The organism is Nonomuraea sp. NPDC047529 (genome assembly GCF_040642995.1).
Taxonomy (GTDB): domain Bacteria; phylum Actinomycetota; class Actinomycetes; order Streptosporangiales; family Streptosporangiaceae; genus Nonomuraea.
Map to the genome: position 1 here is coordinate 31,539 of NZ_JBEYTJ010000029.1, position 23,842 is coordinate 55,380.

The following is a 23,842-nucleotide window of genomic DNA, read 5'->3' on the forward strand; positions in this document are numbered from 1 at the left end:
GTCCTGCCATGTCGAACACGCTCACCATCGTCGCCGGGTTCCGCGCCAGGCCGGGCCAGGAGGAACGGCTGCGTCAGGAGCTGAACGCCATGATCGCGCCGTCGCTGGCGGAGGAGGGCTGCCTGGGCTACCAGCCCTACGCCGACCCCGAGCGCCCCGACCGCATGATCATCGTGGAGGAGTGGGCCGACGACGCCGCGCTCGCCCATCACTTCTCGTTGCCGCACTTCAAGCACGTGGCCCAGGTGCTGGAGGAGATCCTGGCGGAGCCGTTCACGCTGCGCCGGCTGACCGACGTCCCGGCCTGAGGGGCGCCGCGCGTGCGTCGCCGGAGCCCGGTCCGTCTGCCCGGCGGGCACCTACCAGCACTGGCACCAGGTGCACATCCGCTGCGGCATCGAGCCGGAGCGGCCCGGCCCCATGGTGGGCGGCACGTCCGTCAGCGAGGAGTGGTGCCCCAAGAACACCCTCCTCCAGGACTACTGGGTCACCCAAGGACCTCAGGAAGGCTGAGCCGGACCCCGGGAAGCCCGCGCCCACGCCGGGACCCAGGTCCCGGCGGCGCGGCGACCGGTCGCCGCGGCGGCCAGGTGGGCGCGGAGGGCGACCAGCGCCGGGTGGGGGTTGTCGCGGTGCCACAGGAGCGAGTGCGGGTAGACGGGCACGGGGTCGGTCACCGGGATCCGGCGCAGGCCGTGGCCCGCCGGCCAGACGAGACGGGTCTGGTCGCCCATGAACGTGGCCAGCGCCGGGGTGTCGGCGACGGTGTCGAGCAGCGCGTCGGAGCCGAAGTTGGGCCCGGTCGCCTCGATGGTCAGGCCGAACTCGGCGACGAGGTCGTCGTAGTAGGCGGTCCACTCGGTGCCGGGGGCGAGGCCGGGCATCCAGATCCGGTGCCCGGCGAGCCGGGCGAGCGGCACCGACCGGGCGTCGGCCAGCGCGTGGTCGGGCCCGGTGAGGAGCTGGAGGGCCTCGTCGACCACCCAGGCGGACTCGACGTCCTCGGGCAGCGGGTGGCCCGGTACGCCGACCGCGCGGAAGGACGCGTCGATCGTGCCGGACCGGATGGCGGCCACGGCCGTGTCCACGTCGAAGAGCATCACCACGTCCAGCTCGACGTCGGGGTGCGCCCGGTGGAAGCCGCGCATCAGGCCCGACCCCGCGCTGCGCGAGGCGAGCACGTCGACGCGCAGCGGACGGCTGCCCGCCCGTACGGACGCGACCGCGCGCTCGGCGACCCGGAGCAGCTCGCGGGCGTGCGGCAGGAACGCCTGCCCGTCGATGGTGAGCTTCGTGCCGCGCGGGGTGCGGATGAACAGGCGCACCCCGAGCGTGCGTTCCAGGGCGGCGACGCGCTTGGAGACGGCCTGCTGGGTGACCGCCAGGTCGGCGGCGGCCTCCTGGAACTGCCCCGCCTCGGCGGCGGCGACGAAGGTCCGGACGGTGTCGAGGTCCATGCGGGACACTCTACGGATACAACCGACGGTTGTGCCGACCTGCCCCCACGGTTGTTTGATCTCCTGCTGCACGGCCCGCTTTGATACTCCCGATCGCGGATCGGTTGTACGGGCGAGTGACGAGGAGTGTCGGACATGGGGAACGGGCACCGGCTGGGCCGGCGGTTCGGCTGGCTCTGGGGAGCGTACGGCACCAGCGCGCTCGGCACGTGGCTCGCCTTCGGCGCGTTCCCGTTGATCGCCGTCCAAGTGCTGCACGCCGGGCCGGCGCAGGTCGCGGCGTTGTCGGCCGTGGGCGCGGCGGTCGGTGCGGCCGTGGCGGTGCCGCTGGGCCCATGGGTGGAGTTCCGCCGCAAGCGGCCCGTGCTCATCGGGGCGGACCTGGCACGGTTCGCGGCGTTGCTGACGATCCCGGCCGCGTTCGCGTTCGGCGTGCTCACCTTCGTCCAGCTGCTGCTGGTCTCGGTCGTGGTCGCGGCGGCCGACATCACCTTCCGCGCCGCCTCCGGGGCCTACCTCAAGACGCTGCTGCCGGCCGAGCACCTGCTCGTCGCGAACGCCCGCTTCGAGTCCACGACCTGGACGACCACGATCATCGGGCCGCCGCTGGGCGGCGCCGCGATCGGCCTGCTCGGCCCGGTCGCGACGGTGGTCGCCGACGCGGTCAGCTACCTGCTGTCGGCCCTGGGCATCCGCGCGACGGGCGGCCACGAGCCGCCTCCCGGACGCCGGGAGGCCGCGCGCCTGCGCGCCGGGGACCTGCTCGACGGCTGGCGGTACATCCTCGCCGACGCCACGCTGCGCCCGCTGTTCCTCAACACGGCCCTGTTCAACGGGCTGCTGATGGCCGCCGACGCGCTGCTGGCCGTCCTGATGCTCGGCCGGCTGGGGTTCACCTCGTGGCAGTACGGTCTCGCCTTCGCCGTGCCCGCGATCGGCGGGCTGGTCGGGTCGCGGCTGGCCCGTCCGCTCGTCACCGCGTTCGGGCAGCACCGCGTCCTGGTCGTGTCCGGGACGTTGCGCGCGGTCTGGCCGGTCGGGCTGGCCTTCGTGGGGCCGGGCACCGGCGGGCTGCTGCTGGTGATGGGCGTCGAACTCGGGCTCATCCTCTGCTGCGGCGTCTTCAACCCCGTCCAGGCCACCTACCGCCTCGAACGCACCGCGAACGACCGCGTCACCCGCACGCTGTCGGCCTGGTCGGTGACGACGAAGGCGGCGACCGCGCTCCTGACGGCGACGTGGGGCGTGCTGGGCGGCCTGCTCGGCCCGCGTACGGCGATCGGCCTGGCCGGCGTGCTCCTGCTGGCGACCCCGCTGCTGCTGCCCCGGCGCGCCGCGGCGCCCGTTCCCGAACCGGTGCCCGCACACCACGCGTGATCACTCACCACCAAGGAGAAAGAATGTCCACCACACCCCTCGCGCTCGACCCCCGCACCACCGCGCTGCTCGTCCTGGACTACCAGCAGGGAGTGCTCGCCTCGCTGCCCGGCCTGGACGACCCGCAGGCGCTGCTGTCCCGGATGGCCGGCGCGGTCGCCGACCTGCGGGCACACGGCGCCGTCATCGTGCACGTGCGGCTCGGCTTCACCGACGACGACTGGGCGGCGATCCCGGCCGCCAACAAGACGTTCTCCCTCATCGGCCACCGGCGGCTGCTGCACCACGCCGACCCCGCCACGGACTTCCACCCCCGGCTCGCCCCCGAGCCCGGGGACGTCGTCGTCCGCAAGACCCGGGTCGGCGCGCTGTCCACGACGGACCTCGACCGCCGGTTGCGGGATCGCGGGGTCACCACGCTGGTCGTCGCCGGCCTGACCACCAGCGGCGTCGTCCTGTCCACCCTCACCGACGCCGCCGACCGCGACTACCGGCTCCACGTCCTGTCCGACGGCGTCGCCGACCCGGACCGGCAGGCCCACGAGACGCTGATGACCACTGTGTTCCCGAGGATGGCCCACGTCGTCGACACCGCCGGACTGCGCTCACTCCTGCACGACAGGCACCAGGAACAGGCGGACCCTACCGGCGGGGGCCGTCGCCCGTGACCTCGGCCGGCAGGCGCACGGTGACGCGGAGGCCACCGGACGGCCGGGGCGTGAGGGTGAGGGTTCCGTCGTGCGCCCGCGCGATGCTCCCGACGATCGCCAGGCCGAGGCCCACGCCCGCGTGGTCGGAGCGCACGCGGTCGGTGCCGCGCCGGAACGGCTCCACCAGCGTGCGGACCAGCTCCGGGGGAAGCTCGTCGCCGGTGTTCTCGACGGTGAGCGCCACCGCGCCGGGATGAACGGCGGTCCGCACCCACACCGCGCCCTGTTCGGGCAGGTTGTGGACGATCGCGTTGTGCACGAGGTTCGTCGTCATCTGGAGCAGGAGCGCGGGTGAGCCGGTGGCCGGGGCCAGGCCGTCGCCGGTGGTCTCGACGGTGAGGCCGCGCTGCTCGGCCAGCGGGAGGAGCGTCTCGACGGCCTCCTCCGCGATCAGCGACAGGTCGACGCGCTCGCGCGGGAAGGACCGCTGGTCGGCCCGGCTGAGCAGGAGCAGCGCCTCGGTGAGGTCGATCGCGCGGGTGTTGACCAGGTGGAGGCGGTCGACGAGTTCGGCGGGGTCGCGGGTGGGGTCGGTGCGGGCGACGTCGAGGAGCGTCCGGGCGATCGCGAGAGGGGTGCGCAGCTCGTGCGAGGCGTTGGCGGCGAATCGCCGCTGCTCGGCGACGTGCGCTTCGAGCCGGACGAGCATGGTGTCGAAGGCGTCGGCCAGTTCGCGGAGCTCGTCCCTGCGGCCCGGCAGCCGGATGCGGTGGGAGAGCGAGCCGCCCGTGGCCTTGCGGGCGGCGTCCGTGATGCGGGTCAGGGGGGCCAGCATCCGGCCGGCCAGCAGCCACCCGCCCACGAGGCCGAACACCAGCAGGAACCCCAGCACGAGAGCCGCGACCGGAGCGAACGAACGCACGATGGCGGAACGGTTGATCAGGAAGTCGCCGGTGGCGTAGAACGCGTGGTCGGGCAGGCCGCGCATGTAGTAGACCCCGACGGCGCCGAGCGGCAGGGCGCCGGCGATCACGAGGAATCCGGCGTAGCTGAGGGTGAGCTTGAGGCGGACGCTCAGGCCGGGGGCCCTATCCATGGTCGCCGCCCTCGCGTCCGGGGCCGGAGGCCGGGTCGATGCGGTAGCCGACCCCGGCCACGGTGGCGATCACCCAGGGTTCGCCGAGACGCTTGCGCAGGGCCGAGACGGTGATGCGGACGGCGTTGGTGAAGGGGTCGGCGTTCTCGTCCCACGCCCGTTCCAGGAGGTCCTCGGCGCTGACGACACCGCCCTCGGCGGCGACCAGGACCTCCAGCACGGCGAACTGCTTGCGGGTGAGCGCGACGTAGCGGCCGTCGCGGTGGACCTCGCGGCGGAACGGGTCCAGGCGCAGGCCCGCGATCTCGCGCACCGGCGGCCTGCTGTGGGCGCGTCTGCGGTCGAGCGCTCTGAGGCGGAGCACGAGCTCGCGCAGCTCGAAGGGCTTGGTCAGGTAGTCGTCGGCGCCCAGCTCGAACCCGCTGGCCTTGTCGTCGAGCCGGTCGGCGGCGGTGAGCATGAGGATCGGCATGCCGCTGCCGGAGGCGACGATGCGGGCGGCGATCTCGTCGCCCGACGGGCCCGGGATGTCGCGGTCGAGGACGGCGATGTCGTAGGCGTTGACGCTCAGCAGCTCCAGGGCGGTGTCGCCGTCGCCCGCGATGTCGGCCGCGATCGCTTCCAGGCGGAGGCCGTCGCGGACCGCCTCCGCCAGATAGGTCTCGTCCTCGACGATCAGTACCCGCATACCCCCGAAGGTACGGCCCGGGGCCTATCGCCCGCATATCGAAAACGACATACGCACCGGCAACGGCCTGCTGCCTTGACTGGCGGCATGATCCGCAGCGGACCAGCACGAACGGCATCCCGTCGTACCCGATCGGCCATCGTGGTCGCCATCGTGGTCGCCATCGTGGCCGCTCTCGTCGTCCTCGTCGTGGCGCTCGCAGGCGTCGTCGTCCACGGGGCGGTGACCTCCCTGACGGCCTCGGGGCACGGCGGGCTCGGCGAGGCGGACGGGGCCGTCCCCGACGGTGTGACGGTCTTCGACGACGAGCTCCCGGCGGTCGTCAACCTCGATCCCGACCTGCTCGGGGCCCTGCGCCGGGCCGCGGACGAGGCCGCCGGCGACGGGGTGGAGTTCCTCGTCAACAGCGGCTGGCGTTCCCCGGCGTACCAGGAACGGCTACGCCGGGAGGCGGTCGCCCGGTACGGCTCGGAGAAGGAGGCGGCCCGATGGGTGGCGTCCCCCGGCACGTCCCTGCACGTGTCGGGGGACGCGGTCGACATCGGGCCCTCCGAGGCGGCCGGGTGGCTGTCGAGGCGCGGCGCGGCGTACGGGCTGTGCCAGATCTACCGGAACGAACCCTGGCACTACGAACTGCGCCCCGAAGCCGCCGCCGACGGCTGCCCACGCAAGTACGCCGACCCCACCCGTGATCCCCGCATGCGGCGATGAGCCGCCCGTCCCTCTCAGGTCAGGGGCACGCCGCGGTAGGCGCGCCAGAGGGCGAGGTCGTAGCCCAGGCCCAGGGCCGCGCCGAGCAGCAGGGGAGCCCCCAGCGCGGCCAGGGTGCCGGTCAGCATGGTGGTGGCGGCGATCGGGGCGACCGAGACGGCGACGCTGCGCGCCAGGCTGGTCATGCTGGCGGCGGCCGTACGGTGCGCCGACGGCACGACCGCGGCCGTGAACGCCTGCCGCGCCGGGACGTCGATCTTGGACACCGTCTGGCGGAGCAGCAGCAACGTGACGGCGGTGGCCAGGTCCGGGGCGAACGGGATGCAGGCCAGCAGCAGGTTGGCCACGGTGTGGGGGAGCAGCATGGTGGCCAGCAGCCCGCGCCGGGCGGCCAGCAGGGGCGCGGTGAGCTGGGCCAGGGCCGGCAGCAGGTTGGCGGCGAAGAACACCAGGCCCAGTTGCGTGGTCGTCGCGCCGTAACGATGGGCGAACCACCAGGCCAGCACCGCCTGAACGGCCAGCCCTCCGGCCAGGGCGTCCAGCGCGGACAGCCCGGCCAGCAGCCGGACCTGGCCGCACATCCGCCCACTCCGCCGGTCCTGGCCGGAGGGTGCGGTCCTGGGCGGCTCGGCCTGCGGCGTCAGGTTCCAGAACAGGGTCACGGTGCCGGCGGCCAGGAGCGCGTACAGGGCGAAGGCGGCGTCGGGGGCCGACGTCCAGGGCTGGAGCCCGAGCCCGGCGGCGGCCAGGGCGCCCAGCGCGCCGGAGGCCATGGCGGTGACGTTGTAGCAGGTGAAGACGGACGTGTGCCGGGCCTGGGGGCAGGTCTGGGCGAGGATCGCCTGCTCCACTCCGGAGAAGGGCGTGTTGTCGTTGGTGGACGGCGAGATCGTCCCGACGAAGGCGGCGGCGATCAGGACGGGGTAGGACTCGCTGAGCGCGAACACGGCGCCGGTCACCGCCATCAGGCAGCCGCAGGCGATCAGCGTCCGGCGCCGCCCCCACACGTCGGCGAACAGGCCCAGCGTCAGGCTCGCGACCACCGAGCCGGCGGAGGCCACGGCCAGCAGCAGACCGGTCTGCCAGGGGGCGTCGCCGTCCTGGGTGAGCAGTTCGGCGAGGAGCACGCTGGTGCAGCCGTAGCCGAAGGTCCGCAGCGCCCGTGCCGCGATGACCAGCAGCCCGTTGCGCCCCAATTCGACCGGAAATAGGCTCCTGGCCTGCACGTTCGGCATGGGGCATGATGCCCCGGCCGGCGCGACGGACGTGCCGCGAACACGCGAAAACGACCGACAATCTTCCTCGGCCCCGGCGAGAGCCGGCCCACGCCCTCAGGTGGCGGGGGCGAGATGGACGTGCAGGTCGGTGGCGTCGGCGGGGACGGGGGCGCCGTCCGGGTCCGTGACGGCGGTGACGGTCAGGCCGGCGGTCGCGGCCAGTTCCTCGAACACCTCGCGGGGATACCAGTGCAGGAGCCACGGCCGCTCGGTGACGCTGACGTCCGGGCCGTGGTGCCGTTCGTAGCGCAGCAGGGTCGTCTGCGTCCGGGCGGCCTCGTCGCGTCGTTCGGAGACGACGGACACCCGGAGGTCGGCGCCGCCGGGTCCGACGGCCGAGCGCACGTGGCCGATCCGGTCGGACGGGGTCGGTTCGGGGGTGAACAGGGGCACCAGCGCGGAACCGTCGTCCGTCAGGTGGGCACGGATGCCGCGCAGGGCGGCCAGCGCCGTGGCGTCGTCGGGGAGCAGGGTGAAGGTGGGCCCGGCGAGGAAGATCGCCCGGTAGCGGCGGGGCAGGTCCAGGCTCTCCATGCGCTGGTGGAACAGGTCCGCGGTGACGCCCTGCTCGCCGGCCCGGCGCCGCAGCCGCTCCAGCATGTCCGCGGAGGAGTCGACGCCGTCGACCTCCAGGCCGCGGCGGCGCAGCTCCAGCAGGGGATCGCCGTCCCCGCACCCCAGCTCCAGCGCGGGGACCCCGGCCCGCTCGACGAAGGCGGCGTAGGGCTCGGGGTCCTGGGTGAAGGACTTCAGCGGTCCGTAGAGCTCCGCGACGATGCCGGTGTAGAAGTCAGCTGGATCCATCTTCGCGACAGTACGCACAAGATCTTGCTGATTCACTGCATTTTCGAGCCCTACGCCGCGCCGACCGGGCCGCCCGGGTCCTGGGAGAGCACCGGGCGGCGCGCCTGTCAGGGCCTCACGGCCCCTTGCTGACAGGGGCGGCCTGGGCCGGGTCGTGGACGGTGCCCGCCGGCGCGTGCCAGGCCGGGCCGGCCGGCCCGAAGCCGGGGTACGGGTGGGGGAGCGGCAGGGGAGCGGCCGCCAGGGCCGGTCCGGCCAGGGCGGCGGTGGCCAGCACACCGGTCACGGCGGCGGCGACAGCGAGTGATCCGCGTCTTCTCTTGTGCATCTGACATCCCTTCGGCTTGGTCGGGAAGGATCGCTGACAGTAGCAGATTGTCGCATGACAAGTACAGGGAGTCACGTGACCTGTAGCGTGACCGTACGTGGGCGATCACATAGAGTCACCGTCGGTCGGGAGCCGGTCCATGCGGCGGTGGGTCGTGCTGCTGCTCTGCTGGGCCTCGCTCACCATGACCTCCGTCGACCGTTCCACCTGGGGGCCCGCGTCGCTCCAGGCGGGCGAGGCGCTGGGCGTGTCGCTGGCGGGCCTGGGGGCGTTCGCGACGGCCTACTACGTCGGTTACGTGCTGTCCAACGTCGGCGGCGGGCTGCTCGGCGACCGGATCGGCAGCCGGTTCGTGTTGTCGGCGTCGCTGTTCACGGCGGGCGGCTTCATGATCGTGTTCGGGTCGGTGCCGTCCGCCGGGGCCGGGATCGCGGTGCAGGCGCTGATCGGGCTCTGCGCGGGGGCCGACTTCGCGGCGGGCGTCAAGCTCATCGCCTCCTGGTTCGGCGAACGGGAGCGCGGGCTGGCGATGGGCGTGTTCACCATGGCCTCCTCGCTCGGCACGATGATCGCCAACGTGCTCGTGCCCCGGCTGATCCAGTGGTACGACTGGCGGGCCTCCTACCACCTGTTCGGGATCGTCTCGATGGGGCTCGCGCTGGTGTGCCTGGCGCTGCTGCGCGACCGGCGGGAGCCGCCGGCGGCTCGCCCGTCACCGCGCGGCCTGGTCCGCGACCGCGACCTGATGCTGATCGGCCTGGCCGGCTTCGGCGGGCTGTGGGGCACGTACGGCTTCGTGACCTGGTCCAACACCCTCATGGTGAAGGGGCACGGGCTCGATCCGGTGGCGGCGGGGACGGTCGTCGTGGTGTTCGCCGCGGCGGGCGCGGTGGGCAAACCGGTCATCGGCCTGGCCGCCGACCTGGCCGGACGGGGACGCAAACGCCCCGCGATCGCCGTGCTGGTGGCCTTCGCGGGCTGCCTGCTGCTGTTCGGCGGCATGGAGACGGAGACGGCGTTCCTGGTCATGGCCGGGTTCGCGGGGCTGGGGGCGTACCTGTACTCGCCGCTGCTGATCGCCATGGTGCCCGGCCTGTCGGGGACGGCGCTGGCCGGCTCGGCGGCGGGCGCGACGAACGCGGTGGCACAACTGGGCAGCGTCACCGTGCCGGTCGTGGTGGGGGCGGTCTACCAGGCGAGCGGCTCCTTCTCCGCCGCGTTCGCCACCCTGGCCGCCGGGCCCGTGGCGGGGGCCGTGGCCCTGACGTTCGTCCGGGAGACACGCCGTCGCGACGCGCCCGGCGAACAGGCCGGGCGGGCGGCGGGCGGAGCGGGATCCCGGCGACCCTGACCGTTCCCCTGGAGGCCGCCGGATCATCGGCCCGTCAGAAGGCGTAGCGGATGCGGCAGTAGGGGAGCCGGTCGGCGAGCAGGCCGGTGAGGTCGGCGACATAGCGGCCCTTGTGGCCGTTGCGGTAGCGGACGTTCCAGCCGCCCGTCTCCGACCGTTTGGCCTGCTGCAACTCCGGCCGCCACAACACCTCCTCCGCCTTCGGATGCCAGCCCAGGTTGACCTGGTGCAGCCGGTCGTTGTGGGTGAGGAAGATCACCTCGGCGGCGAGCTGGGCGCGGGCCTCGGGCGACAAGGCGTCGTCGAGGTGTTCCAGGAGGTCGGCCCAGTCCGCCAGCCAGCCGTCCCGGACCACCACCGGGCTCAGGTTGACGTGCACCTCGTATCCGGCGGCGACGAAGTCGTTGATCGCGTCGATGCGCTCGGCGACCGGCGAGGTGCGGATGTCCAGCAGCTTGGAGTCGGCGGCGGGCATGAGGCTGAAGCGCACGCGCGTACGCCCGCGAGGGTCCCAGCCGAGCAGGTCGCGGTTGACGTACTTGGTGGCGAAGCTGGCCTTGGCGTTCGGCAGGTCGCGGAAGAGCTCGACCAGGTCGCGGACGTTGCCGGAGATCGTGGCGTCGACCGAGCAGTCGGAGTTCTCGCCGATGTCGTACACCCACAGGCGGGGGTCGACCTGGTCGGGCGCGGGCTTGACGCCCTGGCGGGCGGCGTGCCGCCGCAGGTAGCCGGTGATCCGGTCGATGTTGGCGAACACCGTGACCGGGTTGCTGTAGCCCTTGCGGCGCGGCACGTAGCAGTAGGCGCACGCCATCGCGCAGCCGTTGGCCGTGGAGGGCGCGATGAAGTCGGCCGAACGGCCGTTGGGGCGGGCCGTCAGCGACTTCTTGACGCCGAGCACGAGCGCCTCGGTCTTGATGCGCACCCAGCGGGCCACGTTCGCCTCGTCGCCGTACAGCTCGGGGATGCGGTGGTGGCTCTCGACCTCGACGATGTCGGCGGCGGGGAACCGGGCGAGGACCTCGCGCCCGCGCGGCAGCGCGGCGGCCTCGGGCTCGACGTAGATCCGCCGGACGTCGAGGAGGGCGGTCACGCCTGCTCCGGCTGTTCCATGCGGCAAGAATATGCGGTCCTGGATGCGGGCCGCCGGGTCAGCGCGGACGCGCCGCGGCTCCGGCGAGGTTCGTGCGCACCCCGTGAGCTGCGCCGACGCGCCGCGCCCCGGCCGGTCCACTGAGTGGACCGAACGTTGCCCGCCCACCGCGACGCCCACAGCATGGACGCAACGTAAACGATCGCTCACACCAAGCGACGACTCCTGGGGCGATCAGGCCGTTCCACGGAAGGACGAGCAGCATGAACGACAGATCCGCGAGAGCCCTGTCCAGGGCCCTCGTCGCGGCGGCGGTCGCGGGGGCGGCGGTGATGGCGCCCGGCGTGACCGGCACGGGCGGCGCCTGGGCCGCGGCCGACCCGACCTGCGGAAGCTGGGTCTCCAGCCTGGTCTTCCCCGGCCTCTCGGCCCGGGCCTGCATCTGGGGCACCGGCGCCTCCTGGAAGCAGGCCCAGACGGAGGTCTTCAACGGCACGGGTTTCGCGGTCGAGGTCGAGGTCCTGACCGCCACGCTCGACCCCCTCCCCGGGAACGCCCGCTGCACCGCCATCCGCCTCCAGAACGGCCAGACGGCCTTCTGCGGCACCCGCGGCGTCCCCGACAACAACCCCTTCCAGTTCGACCGTGCCGTGGGCTCCACCCAGGTCACCGACCTGGTCCACCGGGAGCAGTTCGCCTTCGCGTCCCCGTTCGTCGGCTGAGCGGGAAAGGGTGGTGAAGCTTTGACCGGTCCCGAGGAGGAGCCGGAGCGGGTCCGCCTGGTCCGCACCGCGGACCTGGCGGATCTGCGCTTCCGGTTCCCCGGCCTGTCGTTCAAGCGCCCGGCGGCCCGCCGGGTCCTGGTCCGGGCCGTGCCGGATCGCGAGGGGCTGATCGTCGTCACCTTCCCCGCGCAGCACGTGGTGGAGCAGGCGTTCTTCGAGTCGGCCGGGGCCGGGCTGCCCGACCCCGTCCCGGTGCAGCCCCATCCGGCGCCGCCCGTCGTCTCCCGCATCAGCGGGCGCAGCACACTGGTCTTCGTCGTGGGGCCTGACGACGAGATCCCGTACACCGCCGAGGGCCTGCTGGCGGCCATGGGACGGCTGCCGCTGCGCACCGTGGGCGACGAGGGCCCGGCCGATCCGCTGCGCGACCCCGTCGGCGACCCGAGGACCGCGATCGAGCTGCCGTACCGGCTGCTGCTGTCGCCGCCGCCGGACGTGCGCTGGACGCACCGCACGTCCCCCGCCGACGACACGGGCCGGGTGGAGCTGTGGCACACGCGGGTGAGTGGCACGCGGGCCAGGGCCGTGTGGACCAGGGACTTCCCCGGCGACACGCCGGTCGAGCCGCCGCCCGACCCGCTGACCACGTCGCTGACCCCCGCCGACCGGGCCGCGCTCGTCCACCTCACCAGCGACCGCGGGCTGTTCACCGAGCCGGGGCATCGGCCGTACGTGCCGGTGCCCGTCGAGGTCGGGCACCTGATCCTCTCCGCGCTGGGCGGCTGGCTCGACGCCCTCGGAAGCTGGGACCCCCGCCCGGCGATCACGAACGTCAGCCAGTGGCGGCACCGGGCGGCCATGGGCCGCGACCACTACGTACGGGTGCTCTACTCGGGCTACCTGTGCCCCTTCGGGCACCGCGCGGACCTGGTGAAGGTGACCGAGCGGAAGTTCGACCCGCAGCGCCCGGAACATCCCGCCTACCTCGCCCAGCGGATCTTCATCACCTGCCGCGAACCGGTCAGGGACTTCCCGCCCGGCACCGTCCGCCGCGACGCCGACGGCGAACGGCTCGACGCCCTGTTCCCGTTCCGGCGGGTCGAGCTGCTCAGCCTCGTCACCCCCGACCTCTCGCCGCCCGCCGACATCCTGCCGGTGCGCGAAGGGCAGCACGCCTTCTTCCCCGCCGTCCGCGACCAGGACCCGTACCTGTTCAAGGTGCGCGCGACCGACCTGGCCGGGCGGGAGACCGAGTTCGACACCCCGCTGCTGTTCCTCACCGAGAACTTCAACCAGGGCGCCGACCTGGTGGCGGCGGCCGCGGCGTACAACGCCCTGGACCCCGGGCCGGCCGACCCCGGGACGCCGCCGGCACGGCTGAGCGCCGCCCTGCGCGGCGCCCGGGTCGCCGTCGCGGCGCCCGCCGCGCCCGACGACACCACCGTCGAGGCCGCCGGTCTCGTCTGGGGGACCGCCCTGCCGACGGACCGCGACGACGAGCTCTACCAGCACGTCCCCGGCTTCCTCCCGGTGCTGCGCTGGGCGTCGGCGGTGGTGCCGGCCGTGAGCCGGCTCACCGGCGCGCTCGGGCCCCGCCCGGTCCGGTACGCCCGTCGCTACCGGCAGGCCGCCTTCGACAGGACGCCCGACAGACCGGGCGACCCCGTCAACCCCGGCGAGGTCTTCCTGGAACTGGTCCCGGGCACGGGGACGTCCCCGCTGGTGATGGACTTCGACGACCAGCGGGACCGCTCCGGCGGGCTCGCCGCGCCCACGTTCACCGTCGCGGGCCTGTCCCGGCTGACCGGACCGGTCAGCGCCGCCAGGACGCCCGCCGCCGCGGCGGACGACCCCCTCGGCACGGTCGCCGACGGCACCTTCCGGCCCTCGGACTTCTTCGACGCGATCGGCGCGAAGCTGTTCGGCGTCATCCCGCTGTCCGCCCTGGTCAAGGCGGCCGGGCTGGACAAGGAGCTGAAGGCGCCGAGGTTCGTCACGCAGACCGTCAACGCCGCCACCGCCTTCCTCACCGACCTGCGCCGCGTCGAACGCCAGCTCATCGGCGTCGCCGCCCGCTTCCCGGCCGTGGCCGCCGCGGCCGGACGCGTCGGGACCACCGCGCTGACCCTCGTCAGGACCGTCGAGGCGTTCATCGCGGGAACGGCCGACCTCGGCCAGGTCGACACGGCCTTCCGCGACTTCTCCGCCGCCCTCGGCGCGCTCGGCGCCGGCCTTCCCGCCGACGTGGACCACGCCGTCGTCGCGCTGCTCGGCCATCTGCGGCAGGCCCTCGCCATCTGGGACGACGCCCCCGCCGGGGTGCTGCCGCTGCGGCGGGCGATCGAGAGCGCCAAGGCCGGTCTCCGGCTGCCGGAGTCCGTCGCCGCCCGCCTGGAGTGGACGCCCGACATCCAGCCCTGGTCGCTGCGGGAGGGCGACCCGCCGATCTTCGTCCCGCACGACGGCCACGGCGACCCGGCGCGGGAGGGCCGCTTCTCCGTCGTCGTCGACCTGCGCGCCGGGCTGCGGCCGGACGTGCGCCCGGCCGCCGACGTGACCTGCACGCTGGAGGAGTTCGACCTGGTGCTGCTGCCGGGCGTGCTGGAGGCGATGCGGCTGGACTTCCGGCGGATCAGGTTCACCGTGCGCGCCGGGGAGAAACCCGACGTCGAGGTGGCGTTCCGGAACGTCGAGTTCATCGGGGCGCTGTCGTTCGTCGAGACGCTGCGCCGGATCATCCCGCTCGACGGGTTCAGCGACCCGCCGACGCTCGACGTCTCCCCGCGGGGCGTGCTGGCGCGGTACGGCATGCCGCTGCCGAACCTGGCGATCGGCGTCTTCAGCCTGGAGAACATCGCCCTGAACGCCTACCTGGACCTGCCGTTCGCGGGCACCAGGCCGCTGGAGATCGGGTTCGCGTTCTGCCGTAGGGACGCGCCCTTCCGGCTCACCGTCTCGCTGTTCGGCGGCGGCGGCTGGTTCGGGATCGTGCTGTCGCCCGACGGCGTCCGCGCGCTGGACGCGGGCCTGGAGTTCGGGGCCGCGGCGTCCGTCGACTTCGGCGTGGCGAGCGGCAGCGTGTCGGTGATGGCCGGGATCTACTTCCACCTGGACGCCGCCACCGGGCAGGCCGTGCTGTTCGGCTACTTCCGCGCCCGCGGCGAGGTGGACGTCCTCGGCCTGGTCTCCGCGTCGATCGAGCTCTACCTGGAGCTGGGGTACGAGGGCGGCGACGCGGTCGGCCGGGCCCGGATCACGATCACCATCGAGATCGGGTTCTTCGAGGAGTCCGTCGAGATCAGCTGCGAGAAGCGGTTCGGCGGCGCCCGGTCGCTGTCGGCCGCCGCGGGGCTCGCCGAAGAGGCCGGGGCGGTGGTCGGGGCGGCGGCGGGTTCCGCCTCGACCTTCGCCCAGATGATGGCGCCGTACCGGGATCCGGTCACCGGCGCGCGACGAGACCCGGTCGCCGAGTACTGCGGCGCCTTCGCGGAGGTGGGCTGACATGAGCGAGCGGACCGAGCCGAGCACGGGGGAGCGTACGGACATGGGCACGTTCAGGGTTCTGTGGACGGTGTTGCCGGCCGGGGTGGCCGGGCCGGGCGAGGTGCGGCTGTCGGTCGCCGTCAGCCCTCGGCTGGAGGCGCCACGCGGCCGGCTCGACGACGTCGGCGAGTTCACCGACTGGCCCAGGACGCTGCGCGAGACGGTGCTGCCCGCGCTGCGCGTCGTCTGGGACGGGCACGCCGCCCCCGTGGTCCCGCGTCCCGACCCGCGCTCACCGTCCCCCGACTCCGACCTGTGGGGGAGGATGTTCCCGGCCGCCTCGCCGGTGCGGTCGCGCTCCCTGGCCGCCGGGGGCGCCTTCGGCGCGGCGGTCGCCGCCGGGTCGGCGGGCGTGCGGGTGCTGCGCTCGTTCCCCGCGGCGCTGGTCCACGAGCGGATCGCCACGCTGTACGACCAGATCGGCCAGGCCGTGATCACCGACCGCCTCACGCCGCCCGGCAGCGGCGAGGCCGTCCGCCACCACTCAGGCGACCGGGACGGCGACGCGTCGCGGCCCTGGCGTCAGCCGTACACCGGTGTCGTCCGCGGCATCCCGGTGGTCGGGGAGATGAGCAGGTTCAGCGGCGATCCCCAGGCCGCCTACCGGGCCATCGACGGCATGATCGGGGACGCCCCGGCACCGCATGCCCGCGCCTCCGCCGACCTGGCCTCGGACCGGGCGGCAGACCGAGCCACAGACCGAGCCACAGACCGGGCCGCAGACCTCCGGCCCGCCACCCTCGATCGGACCAGTGCCGCCTACCGGGGTGACGAGACCAGGTTCGCGCTCGCGGAGGCCGTCAGGTTCTACGACCGGCCCAAGCCCGCGGGCGACGGCCGCGGCCCGGCGGGCGCGGAGGCCGTCCCGCCCCGGCCGGAACCGCCCGACGTGGAGTTCCACGGCGTCTGCGGCTTCCTGGCCGACTACCCGGAGCTGTGCCGGCGGCTCGGGCTCGTCCTCGATCTCGTGGTCCCCGTGCCCCCGGGGCTGGCCGCGACCGGACGGCTCCGGGTGGCGTTCGAGGACGTCCCGCCGCCGTTCGACACCGACCCGCTGCGCCCGTGGACGCTGTTCGACTTCGCGGCGGGCAAGCGGTTCACCGCCGCGTCCCCGCAGGGGCACCCCGTCCAGGGCGGCTGGCTCGGCCTGGGCGGCGACGACTGGACGGTCACCGACGCCGACGTCGACGGCGCGGCCATCAAGGCGGCCGACTTCACCGCGCTGATCGAGCGCATGCACAGGCTGAGCGGCCCGAGCGGCCAGCCGAGCGCGCAACACCTGGGCACCGGCACGACGGCGCTCCAGGGCGCCGGCCTCACCGTCTTCCACCGGGGACGGGACGCCTGGCTGGCCGACCAGATCGGCGACGACGCCGCCCACCAGCGGGGATCGGGCGGTGTGGCGCCCGAACTGCACGCCGGGCACCTGGTCCGCGGGTTCCGCGTGGACGCCGGGGTCGTCGGCCCCGCCGGCGCGATCAGCGGCTGGCTCTCCCTGTGCCGCCGCCGGGGCTCCTACCTCATCCGCCGGGACGGGCAGCCGCTGTACTGGATCGAGGGGATCGCCGACGACGAGGGCGCCGTCCGGGCGAGCGCCGTCACCCGCGACGCGACGCGGTCCGACGAGCTGTACGTGCACCAGGCGCTGTTCGGCTGGGACGGCTGGAGCCTGTCCGCCCCGCTGCCCGGCCGCACGCTCGACAGGTTCGGCCGCCCGGTCGTCGCCGATCCGGAGGTGGACGCGAACTTCCCGCTCGACACCAAGTTCACGCCGGTGCCCGGCTCACTGCCGGCGCTCCGGTACGGGCGCACCTACCGGCTGCGGGCCCGCGTGGTGGACCTGGCGGGCAACGCCCTGGAACCGTCGGCGGAGGCGCCCGGGTCGGCGCTGTCGCGGGCGATCACGTACTCGCGGTGGGAGCCGGTGCCGCCGCCCGTGATCGTCGAGCGCAAGCCGTTCAACGAGGGCGAGTCCAGTCAGTGCCTGGTCATCCGCAGCACCGTCACGGCAGGCGGCCGGGACGTGCCCGCCTGGGAGTGGGCACTCGACCGCCAGGACGTCCCCGGCCACACCGACCACCCGCCCGCCACCGACGGGCTGAGCCGCCGGTACCTCTACTACGACGAGCGGTTCGTCGCCCCGCCCAAGACCTCGCTGCAGATGGCCGAGCGGCACGGCCGGTTCGACGACGCCATCGGCGGCGACCGGCCGCAGGAGGTGCGCACGAGGTTCTTCACGGCCGCCGCGCGCGAGGCCGGCACGTTCCTCGACACCGTGGTCAGCTACGCCGACGACCCGCGCCGCACCCGCGACCTGCTGTTCTTCGACGAGATCGCGGTCGCCAAGCACGACGCCCTCGACCCCGAGCCGGTCACCCCGCTGCCCGTGACGCGCGGCGCCGGGCTGAAGCAGGGCGAGTTCGTCGTGCACACCGCCGCCGAGCTGATCCTGCCGTACCTGCCCGACGTCCTGGCCAGGGGCGTCACGCTGTACGGCCTGCCGGGCGCGCCGCCGATCCTCCCCGTCCCGTTCTACGACGACTTCCACGACACCTGGCCGGACGCCGCGCCGTTCAGACTGCGGATCGAGGAGGGGGACGAGGCGCCGCGATGGCGGGACGTCCCCCGGCTGCTGACCGTGTACCTGCCCAAGGCCGAGATGGCCACCGTACGGCTGAGCTGCCGGCTCACCCCGGCCGACCTCGCCCTCCTGCCCGTCTGGCAGCGCCTGCTCGTCTCGGACTTCTGGCGGGGCCTGACCGACGCCGAGCGGGAGCTGATCGCCGACGAGACCGTCGCCGGGCTGAACTGGCTGCTCACCCCGTACACGGAGATCCGGCTCGTGCACGCCGTCGAACGCCCGCTGTCGCCGCCCGAGCTCGGCGAGGTGAGCTTCGCCCGCGAACCCGAACAGACCTTCGCCGACCTGCGCGGCACCCTGCGGTCGCACCCCCGCAGCACCGGGCACGTCGACATCGACGCCACCTGGACGCGCTGGATCGACGACGTCACCGAACCGGCCCCCCGCCGGATCAAGGAGCACGCCCACGCCGGCCGCGTCGAGCTGGCCTACTCCGACCGCGACGAGGTGCGCCTGCCGCACGCGGCGCCCCCCGTCCGCCACGACTTCGGCGACACGCTGCACCGCAACGTCGTCTACCGGCCGACCGCCACCACCCGGTTCCGCGAGTACTTCCACCCGTCGATCACCGCCGATCCCGCCCTCGTCACCAGCCCCGGCGAGCCGAGCGCCGGGACGGCCGGCCGGGGCTGGCCGGTGCCCGCGAGCAGGCGTCCGGAGCCGCCGAAACCTTCGTACCTGTTGCCCACCTTCCGGTGGAACCGCCAGGAGGACCGCCCCAACAAGCGGTACGTGACGGTACGCGACGGGGCCGGCGTGCGGGTCTACCTGGACCGGCCGTGGTTCTCCTCCGGCGACGACGAATTGCTGGCGGTCGTCCTGGACCCGCCCGGCGGCGACCCGCTGCCCGGCCATCTGGCGACCCGGTGGGGCACCGATCCCGTCTGGTCGGACGCGACCGTGCTGCCCCCGCCGGCTCCCGCGAACTTCCCCGGCCCCGTCGCCTCTGCCGGGCTCCGGCTGGCCGAGTCGGGGGAGGGGCGTGAACTGGCCGGGGCGGTCGTGGCGTACCAGCCGTCGTACGACGCGGCCAAGGGGTTGTGGTTCGCCGACGTCGACGTCGATCTGGGAGCGGCGGGGCGGGAGTCGGCCTACTTCCCGTACCTGCGGCTGGCCCTGGCGCGCTACCAGCCGCACGCGCTGGCGGGGCTGGAGTTGTCGCCCGTGGTGCAGGCGGAGTTCGCGCAGCTCGTGCCGGGTCGTACGCTGACGGTCGAAGAGGTGTCCGGCGGCGGGTTGCGCGTCACGCTCGCCGGGCCCGCCGCCGCCACCGAGTTCGGCCTCCAGGCCGGTGCCGGGCTGCCCGCGGTCGCGGCCGGCCACCGTGTCACCGCCACCGTCCAGCGGCGGCCCTTCACCAGCATCGAAGACCTCGACTGGACGGACACGGCGATCAGAACCGAGCTGACCTGCGGCGCGGCGCAGGCCGGGTTCCAGTGGTCCGCGGTGATCCCGCCCGCGGGGCTGGACATCATCTGGCAGTACCGCCTCCTGGTGGAGGACCGCGAACGCCACCGCACCGACCCGGGCACAGCCGACGAGACTGCGCTCATCGGTGGCGAGGGCGGTGGTTCGTCCGCAGCCGCCGCGGGTGGTGGGGCGCAGCGGATTCCGGTGGCTGAGCGGCTCGTGCACGCGGACAGCGTCCCGCTCCGTGCCCGGCTGGGCCGGCTGGTCATCGACTTCGACGCATAGCCGGGCTGTCGGTCCGTGACCGGTGGCGACGGCTGCCGGTCACTTCCCGGCGCCCGCATGAGACCGATGGTTCGCAGGCGCGCTCGTGGTCCGGCCGGAGGGGGCTATCGGTCGCGGGGTGGGCCTTCCGGGATGGCCAGGAGGTTCAGGGCGCGGCCCGCTCCCGGCACGCGGGCCAGGTTGGCGCTGATGCACGCCGCGGTCTCCCGTACGGCGTCCGCCAGCAGGGGGAGCCGGTTCGTGCCGACCACCACGACGGCCGCCGCGGCCACCACGGCTCCCGTCGGCGCCCGTACGGGGGCGGCCACGCAGCCCAGGGGCGGGAGAGCCGCCTCGAAGTCGAAGGCGACCCGCCGGTCCCGGGCGTCGCCGACCCGCCGCGCCCACTCGGCCCGGGAATGCCCCGGCGGCAGGCTCCAACCGGGATCCGGACGGAGGCCCGACGCCGGGTTCCCCGCCGCCAGCACGACCTCGGCGGCGCTGGCCGCGGGCAGCACGATGCCCGGACGCATCCGGAACACCTCGTCAACAGCCGGGTCGCCGATCCCCGCCACGACGATGACGTCGTCACCGTCCCTGACCGCGATGGTCACGCTGCATCCGGCGGCGGCCAGTCGCCGAAGCGGGCGTACGGCGGCCGTGCTCAGCACCTGGGCCGGTGACCACCGCTGACCCCAGCGGAACATGCGCGTCCCGATCCGGTAGCGGCCACCGTCCTCGCGGTGCACCACGCCGAGGTCGGTGAGCCGGCACAACAATCGATGGGCGGTCGCCTTGGGCAGGCCGGTGGCCACGGCGAGCTGCGTCAGCCCCGCCTCCTCCACCCGGGCCAGCTCCTCCAGCACCGCGAACGCGCCGTGCAGCACACCTCGGCCGCCGGAAGGCCCGGCCCGTCCCTCATCCCCGAGACCGCCGCCGATCGAGCCGGCGACCTCTTCCGGGCAGAATCCCATCGCGCACCCCCCGGGCCGCACCGACCCCACCCGTTCGTATCACCAGGATGGACGGGCTCCCCAGGTCCCTGGCAGCTATAAGTGACTAACCAATCACTGTGTGTGACGTCAGGGAAGGGGTTGGCGACCACCCGTCCCTGAAAGCGGCGCCTCTGTGCCGCAGGTCTGTGGGTCCGAGCACTTCGCGTCCGTGGTGGCTGCCCCTGGGTGCACACCCGGACCTCCGTCCTGCAAGAGGTGAGGACGGCTATAGGCGAGTTTCTCCACCGATAGGGTGACGTGTCGCGATGACACGACTACTTATCGTGTGCGAGCGGTATCAGTCGTGGGGCCGAACGGGTCGTCGGCGATGGGACCGGCAGCTCGCAACAGCCGTACCCCTCGCCGCTCTCCCATGTGCCGCAAAAGCCCCGCCCCGCCTCCAGGAAGGGACTACATGCGCAGCAAAGTCGTCGCGGTTCTCCCGGGCAGCGTAGCCATTCCCTCCGCCGGTGTGCTGGCGCCTCTGGCCGCCCGTACGCCGGCCGTCTCGGAGCTCCTGCCGGAGCTCGACGCCGTCGCCGCCGAGTACGGCTCCTCTCCGATCAGCGCCTACCTCCTCACCCCCGACGCCCCTCGTCCGCCCGGCCCCGAAAGCCACTACCTGGCCTTGATGGCGGTGTCGTTAGCCACCTTCGACACGCTCGTACGGGACGGGCTCCAGCCGTACGCGCTCGTGGGCCACGGGCTCGGGGAACTGTGGGCCCAGGTCGCCGCCGGAGTCCTGAGCGCGGGCGACGGCGCGCGCCTGGCCTGTGAACGCAGCCGCGCACTGACCGGCCTGAACTGGCAGGGCACGATGATGTCCCTCGACGTCTCCGCTGTGCAGGGCCGTCACCTGGTCGCCCTGCTCGACCATCCCCACCTCGTGGTCGGCTGTGACGACACCCCGCAGCGGTGCGTGCTGTCCGGGCCGGGCGAGCTGATGCCGCTGGCGTCCCGGATCGCCGAGCACTTGGGCTGGACGAGCACCGAACTCCATGTCCCGCATCCCGCCCACACACCCGCGGTCGCCGCCGCGGCCGCCGACCTGAGGCACCGCCTGCCGGACGTCAAGCCGTCCGCGGCACGCTGGCCGGTGTTCTCGCCGACACTGGGCCGCCTGCTCACCCCGGACGACGACCCCGTCGCGGTCACCGCCAACGCGATGCTCGTCACCGTCCACTTCCAGCAGGCCGTGACGGCGCTGTCCGCCCGCGGTGCGGAGGTCTTCCTGGAGTGCGGGGCCGGCGATGACGCGGTCACGCTCATCCGCGCCATCCTCCCCGCCGCCATCACCGCCTCCCCCCTGACCGCCGACGCCCCCTGGCTCCCGCTGGATCCCCCCTCCACACTCACCTCGAACGTCCCCGCACCCGCACTGAACGGTCCGGCACCCGCCTCGAACGGCTCCGCGCCCACGCCGAATTCGGCCGCCCACGCCGAACCTGTCGCCCTGCCGCGAGCCACCGCCGACCTCGCACCCACCCGGGGCCATCCAGGCGACACCGACCAGGACCATGGCCACGGGCAGGGGGAGGGCTTTGGCCAGGGGCGCGGTGAGGGGCAGGGGTATGGCGGCGGGCAGGGCTACGGGCAGGGGGAGGGCTTCGGCCAGGGGCGTGGTCGGGGGCGGGGCTCTGGGTGGGAGGGGGTGGCCTGGGTGGGGATGGTGGATGGCGCAGTCGGCGGGCAGGCGATGCGTCCACGGCTCGCCCCCGCGCCGCTGCCCTCACCCGCCACCGAACGCATGCTCCCCCCGGCGACGCTCCTGCTGTGCGGCCGGGCCGACGCCCCGGCCTTACGGGCGCTGACCGACGATCGCGACGACGTGGTGGTGGCCGACGCCGACACCATCGACTGGACCTGGCTCCCGCTGACGCCCCGGCACCTGCGAGTGGTGGCCCGTCCCGGCCCCGACGCCGGCCTGGTGCACCAGGCGATGCTCGCCACCGCGGCCCGCTTCCCCCACCTCCGCAGCATCGCCGCCCTGGTCATGGACGCAGTACGCGAGGAAGTGGTCCCGCACCCGATCGCCGGCCTGTTCACCGGGGCGATCCAGCCGCTGGCCGCCGAACTGGCCGACTGCGCCTGCGTCGCGGTCGCCACCACGGACGTCGAGCTGCCCGCCGCACTCGACGCACTGGCCGCCGAACTGCAGGCGGCGCCCCCGCTGCTGGCCGCCTTCTACCAGGGACGGCAACGCCTGCTGTACGAGCTCACCCTCGGCGAACACCCGTGGCCGGGCGACGGGCGTTCGCGGCCCTCGACGACCCCGGCGTGAACGACCCGCGTGCTGTCGGGCCTGTTCGGGAAGGGAGTCCTGGCCGGGTAGCGCTTTCCCTGTCGCCACTCTTTGCGTACGCTGCATGACAGTAAGTGACAGGTCATCACTCGTTCAGGAGGGGCTTTGCGCAAGACAAGGCATGTCGCGGCGGTCGTCGCCGGGTCCGTCGCGTTGCTGTCGCTGGGGTTCACCGCGCCGGCGTCGGCGGCGACCGTCCTCGACTGCGACACCTTCGTCCACAACAACGACAACTACGTCGGCATCGCGATGTGCAGCAATCCCACGGGCCAGAACTGGCGGTTCCGAGCCGTGATCACCTGCGGCTGGGCGCCGGACGTCGTCGGGGAATGGGTGGACCTCCCGCCGGGCCGTTCAGGCCAGTCGCAGGGCGTCTGCGGCAGGCTCGGCACAGGCGTCGGCGCGGTGGGCGTCGACGAGCGCGCCGCCTGAACCAGGCGGCAAGGGCTCTTGACCGCCATCACGGTCAAGGGCCCGGCCCGGCCCTCTCGCGGCCGGGGGATCAGTGGGCGAGGCTGATGGACGTGGGGATGCTCCACGGGCCGCAGTCGGAGCCGAAGGTCGTCCGGTCGCAGCCCTGGACGATGAAGGCGAACTTGTCGACCTCATGGCCGTTGGTCGTGGTGCCGACGCCGCCCTGCACGTACGGGGCGATCAGGTACTGGCCGCTCCACGCGGTCAGCCGGCCGGTCTGGACCTGGGTGGCCCTGCCGCCGTTCTTGCTCCAGCGGACGTTGAAGTAGTCCCAGTCGCGGCCCAGGCCGCTCCACTTGAAGACGAGGTTCTGGCCCTTCTGGTAGACGCGGACGAGGGTGCCGTTGCCGAGGTTCGGCGACCAGACGATCTTGCCGTTGGTGAAGCGTTGCCAGGAGCCCTTCTTGTCCGGGTAGCCGAATTCCTTGGTGGTGGGGCAGCCGTACACGCTCTGCTCGCCGCCGTTGGAGCGCCAGAGGCCGCCGATGAGGCTCCCGGCGGGCGCCACCAGCGAGGGATCGCACGCGCTGACGGCCGCCGCGGCCGGTGACGTGGTGAGGGAGAAGGCGGCGGTGAGCACGGCGGCGGCCGTGCCGATGAGGGAGGGTGAAGCCGCGCTGGCCATGGGCGTCCTTTCGTCGGGGGGCGGCGCGTGC

General features: G+C 73.7%; 20 protein-coding genes. 11 read left to right on the forward strand and 9 right to left on the reverse strand.

The annotated features are described in order from the left end of the window. Positions 1–8: 8 nt before the first annotated feature. The gene (locus tag ABZ815_RS35580; RefSeq protein ID WP_357705603.1) at positions 9–308 is read left to right on the forward strand and encodes a putative quinol monooxygenase; all 300 of its coding nucleotides are present in this window, start codon (positions 9–11) and stop codon (positions 306–308) included. A 70-nt stretch (positions 309–378) separates the two neighbouring features. Further along, a complete protein-coding gene (locus ABZ815_RS35585) occupies positions 379–513 on the forward strand; it encodes a hypothetical protein (protein ID WP_357705604.1) in 135 nt (44 codons plus the stop codon). Here the strand turns inward: ABZ815_RS35585 and ABZ815_RS35590 are convergent. After that, positions 501–1,457 (reverse strand): LysR family transcriptional regulator, encoded by a 957-nt coding sequence (locus ABZ815_RS35590; protein WP_357705605.1) that lies wholly within the window; start codon positions 1,455–1,457, stop codon positions 501–503. The two genes, ABZ815_RS35585 and ABZ815_RS35590, sit on opposite strands and share 13 nt — an antisense overlap. A 135-nt stretch (positions 1,458–1,592) precedes the next feature. Here ABZ815_RS35590 and ABZ815_RS35595 point away from each other — a divergent pair, with 135 nt between their 5' ends. Then, on the forward strand, positions 1,593–2,834 hold the full coding sequence (locus tag ABZ815_RS35595) for an MFS transporter (protein WP_357705606.1): 1,242 nt from the start codon (positions 1,593–1,595) through the stop codon (positions 2,832–2,834). A gap of 23 nt (positions 2,835–2,857) precedes the next feature. Beyond that, a complete protein-coding gene (locus ABZ815_RS35600; RefSeq protein WP_357705607.1) occupies positions 2,858–3,502 on the forward strand; it encodes a cysteine hydrolase in 645 nt (214 codons plus the stop codon). Here the strand turns inward: ABZ815_RS35600 and ABZ815_RS35605 are convergent. After that, positions 3,477–4,580 (reverse strand): HAMP domain-containing sensor histidine kinase, encoded by a 1,104-nt coding sequence (locus ABZ815_RS35605; protein ID WP_357705608.1) that lies wholly within the window; start codon positions 4,578–4,580, stop codon positions 3,477–3,479. The two genes, ABZ815_RS35600 and ABZ815_RS35605, sit on opposite strands and share 26 nt — an antisense overlap. After that, a complete protein-coding gene (locus ABZ815_RS35610; RefSeq protein WP_357705609.1) occupies positions 4,573–5,268 on the reverse strand; it encodes a response regulator transcription factor in 696 nt (231 codons plus the stop codon). Before ABZ815_RS35610 ends, ABZ815_RS35605 begins: the two co-directional genes overlap by 8 nt. 141 nt (positions 5,269–5,409) lie before the next feature. Between ABZ815_RS35610 and ABZ815_RS35615 the strand changes: the two genes are divergently transcribed. Beyond that, positions 5,410–5,979: a M15 family metallopeptidase gene (locus ABZ815_RS35615; protein WP_357705610.1), complete on the forward strand. Its 570-nt coding sequence runs from the start codon at positions 5,410–5,412 to the stop codon at positions 5,977–5,979. Positions 5,980–5,993: 14 nt separating this feature from the next. On the opposite strand, the gene ABZ815_RS35620 is transcribed toward ABZ815_RS35615, so the two are convergent. The 3 genes from ABZ815_RS35620 to ABZ815_RS35630 form a co-directional block, all read right to left on the reverse strand. Then, positions 5,994–7,214 carry an MFS transporter gene (locus ABZ815_RS35620; RefSeq protein ID WP_357705611.1) on the reverse strand — a complete coding sequence of 407 codons (1,221 nt, stop codon included), beginning with the start codon at positions 7,212–7,214 and terminating at the stop codon, positions 5,994–5,996. 96 nt (positions 7,215–7,310) lie between these two features. Then, complete coding sequence (locus ABZ815_RS35625) at positions 7,311–8,060, reverse strand: class I SAM-dependent methyltransferase (protein WP_357705612.1); 750 nt, start codon at positions 8,058–8,060, stop codon at positions 7,311–7,313. Positions 8,061–8,175: 115 nt separating this feature from the next. Next, positions 8,176–8,388 carry a hypothetical protein gene (locus ABZ815_RS35630; RefSeq protein WP_357705613.1) on the reverse strand — a complete coding sequence of 71 codons (213 nt, stop codon included), beginning with the start codon at positions 8,386–8,388 and terminating at the stop codon, positions 8,176–8,178. Positions 8,389–8,527: 139 nt separating this feature from the next. On the opposite strand from ABZ815_RS35630, the gene ABZ815_RS35635 reads away from it, so the two are divergent. Beyond that, the gene (locus ABZ815_RS35635) at positions 8,528–9,739 is read left to right on the forward strand and encodes an MFS transporter (RefSeq protein ID WP_357705614.1); all 1,212 of its coding nucleotides are present in this window, start codon (positions 8,528–8,530) and stop codon (positions 9,737–9,739) included. Between the two features lie 34 nt (positions 9,740–9,773). On the opposite strand, the gene ABZ815_RS35640 is transcribed toward ABZ815_RS35635, so the two are convergent. After that, the gene (locus tag ABZ815_RS35640) at positions 9,774–10,832 is read right to left on the reverse strand and encodes a spore photoproduct lyase family protein (RefSeq protein ID WP_357705615.1); all 1,059 of its coding nucleotides are present in this window, start codon (positions 10,830–10,832) and stop codon (positions 9,774–9,776) included. A 263-nt stretch (positions 10,833–11,095) separates the two neighbouring features. Between ABZ815_RS35640 and ABZ815_RS35645 the strand changes: the two genes are divergently transcribed. The 3 genes from ABZ815_RS35645 to ABZ815_RS35655 are packed head-to-tail and all read left to right on the forward strand — an operon-like array spanning position 11,096 to position 19,436. After that, positions 11,096–11,554 carry a hypothetical protein gene (locus ABZ815_RS35645; protein WP_357705616.1) on the forward strand — a complete coding sequence of 153 codons (459 nt, stop codon included), beginning with the start codon at positions 11,096–11,098 and terminating at the stop codon, positions 11,552–11,554. Between the two features lie 21 nt (positions 11,555–11,575). After that, on the forward strand, positions 11,576–15,058 hold the full coding sequence (locus ABZ815_RS35650) for a hypothetical protein (RefSeq protein ID WP_357705617.1): 3,483 nt from the start codon (positions 11,576–11,578) through the stop codon (positions 15,056–15,058). 1 nt (position 15,059) lies between these two features. Next, entirely contained in the window at positions 15,060–19,436 is a 4,377-nt protein-coding gene (locus tag ABZ815_RS35655; RefSeq protein WP_357705618.1) for a hypothetical protein, read from the forward strand. A 104-nt stretch (positions 19,437–19,540) separates the two neighbouring features. On the opposite strand, the gene ABZ815_RS35660 is transcribed toward ABZ815_RS35655, so the two are convergent. Further along, positions 19,541–20,389: a helix-turn-helix domain-containing protein gene (locus ABZ815_RS35660; RefSeq protein ID WP_357705619.1), complete on the reverse strand. Its 849-nt coding sequence runs from the start codon at positions 20,387–20,389 to the stop codon at positions 19,541–19,543. Between the two features lie 493 nt (positions 20,390–20,882). Here ABZ815_RS35660 and ABZ815_RS35665 point away from each other — a divergent pair, with 493 nt between their 5' ends. Both ABZ815_RS35665 and ABZ815_RS35670 read left to right on the forward strand, forming a co-directional pair. Beyond that, positions 20,883–22,691, forward strand: a complete 1,809-nt coding sequence (locus ABZ815_RS35665) for an acyltransferase domain-containing protein (RefSeq protein ID WP_357705620.1) — start codon at positions 20,883–20,885, stop codon at positions 22,689–22,691. 126 nt (positions 22,692–22,817) lie between these two features. After that, positions 22,818–23,144, forward strand: coding sequence for a hypothetical protein (locus tag ABZ815_RS35670; RefSeq protein ID WP_357705621.1), 327 nt, complete (start codon positions 22,818–22,820; stop codon positions 23,142–23,144). A gap of 70 nt (positions 23,145–23,214) precedes the next feature. Here ABZ815_RS35670 and ABZ815_RS35675 read toward each other — a convergent pair whose 3' ends face one another. Further along, complete coding sequence (locus ABZ815_RS35675) at positions 23,215–23,811, reverse strand: hypothetical protein (RefSeq protein WP_357705622.1); 597 nt, start codon at positions 23,809–23,811, stop codon at positions 23,215–23,217. Positions 23,812–23,842 lie beyond the last annotated feature (31 nt).

Bases quoted from the DNA above. Each gene is read 5' to 3' on its own strand.
- ABZ815_RS35645 (WP_357705616.1), top strand. From the start codon at position 11,096: ATGAACGACAGATCCGCGAGAGCCCTGTCCAGGGCCCTCGTCGCGGCG.
- ABZ815_RS35630 (WP_357705613.1), bottom strand. From the start codon at position 8,388: ATGCACAAGAGAAGACGCGGATCACTCGCTGTCGCCGCCGCCGTGACC.
- ABZ815_RS35580 (WP_357705603.1), top strand. From the start codon at position 9: ATGTCGAACACGCTCACCATCGTCGCCGGGTTCCGCGCCAGGCCGGGC.
- ABZ815_RS35655 (WP_357705618.1), top strand. From the start codon at position 15,060: ATGAGCGAGCGGACCGAGCCGAGCACGGGGGAGCGTACGGACATGGGC.
- ABZ815_RS35600 (WP_357705607.1), top strand. From the start codon at position 2,858: ATGTCCACCACACCCCTCGCGCTCGACCCCCGCACCACCGCGCTGCTC.
- ABZ815_RS35625 (WP_357705612.1), bottom strand. From the start codon at position 8,060: ATGGATCCAGCTGACTTCTACACCGGCATCGTCGCGGAGCTCTACGGA.
- ABZ815_RS35595 (WP_357705606.1), top strand. From the start codon at position 1,593: ATGGGGAACGGGCACCGGCTGGGCCGGCGGTTCGGCTGGCTCTGGGGA.
- ABZ815_RS35590 (WP_357705605.1), bottom strand. From the start codon at position 1,457: ATGGACCTCGACACCGTCCGGACCTTCGTCGCCGCCGCCGAGGCGGGG.
- ABZ815_RS35635 (WP_357705614.1), top strand. From the start codon at position 8,528: ATGCGGCGGTGGGTCGTGCTGCTGCTCTGCTGGGCCTCGCTCACCATG.
- ABZ815_RS35605 (WP_357705608.1), bottom strand. From the start codon at position 4,580: ATGGATAGGGCCCCCGGCCTGAGCGTCCGCCTCAAGCTCACCCTCAGC.
- ABZ815_RS35675 (WP_357705622.1), bottom strand. From the start codon at position 23,811: ATGGCCAGCGCGGCTTCACCCTCCCTCATCGGCACGGCCGCCGCCGTG.
- ABZ815_RS35610 (WP_357705609.1), bottom strand. From the start codon at position 5,268: ATGCGGGTACTGATCGTCGAGGACGAGACCTATCTGGCGGAGGCGGTC.
- ABZ815_RS35660 (WP_357705619.1), bottom strand. From the start codon at position 20,389: ATGGGATTCTGCCCGGAAGAGGTCGCCGGCTCGATCGGCGGCGGTCTC.
- ABZ815_RS35620 (WP_357705611.1), bottom strand. From the start codon at position 7,214: ATGCCGAACGTGCAGGCCAGGAGCCTATTTCCGGTCGAATTGGGGCGC.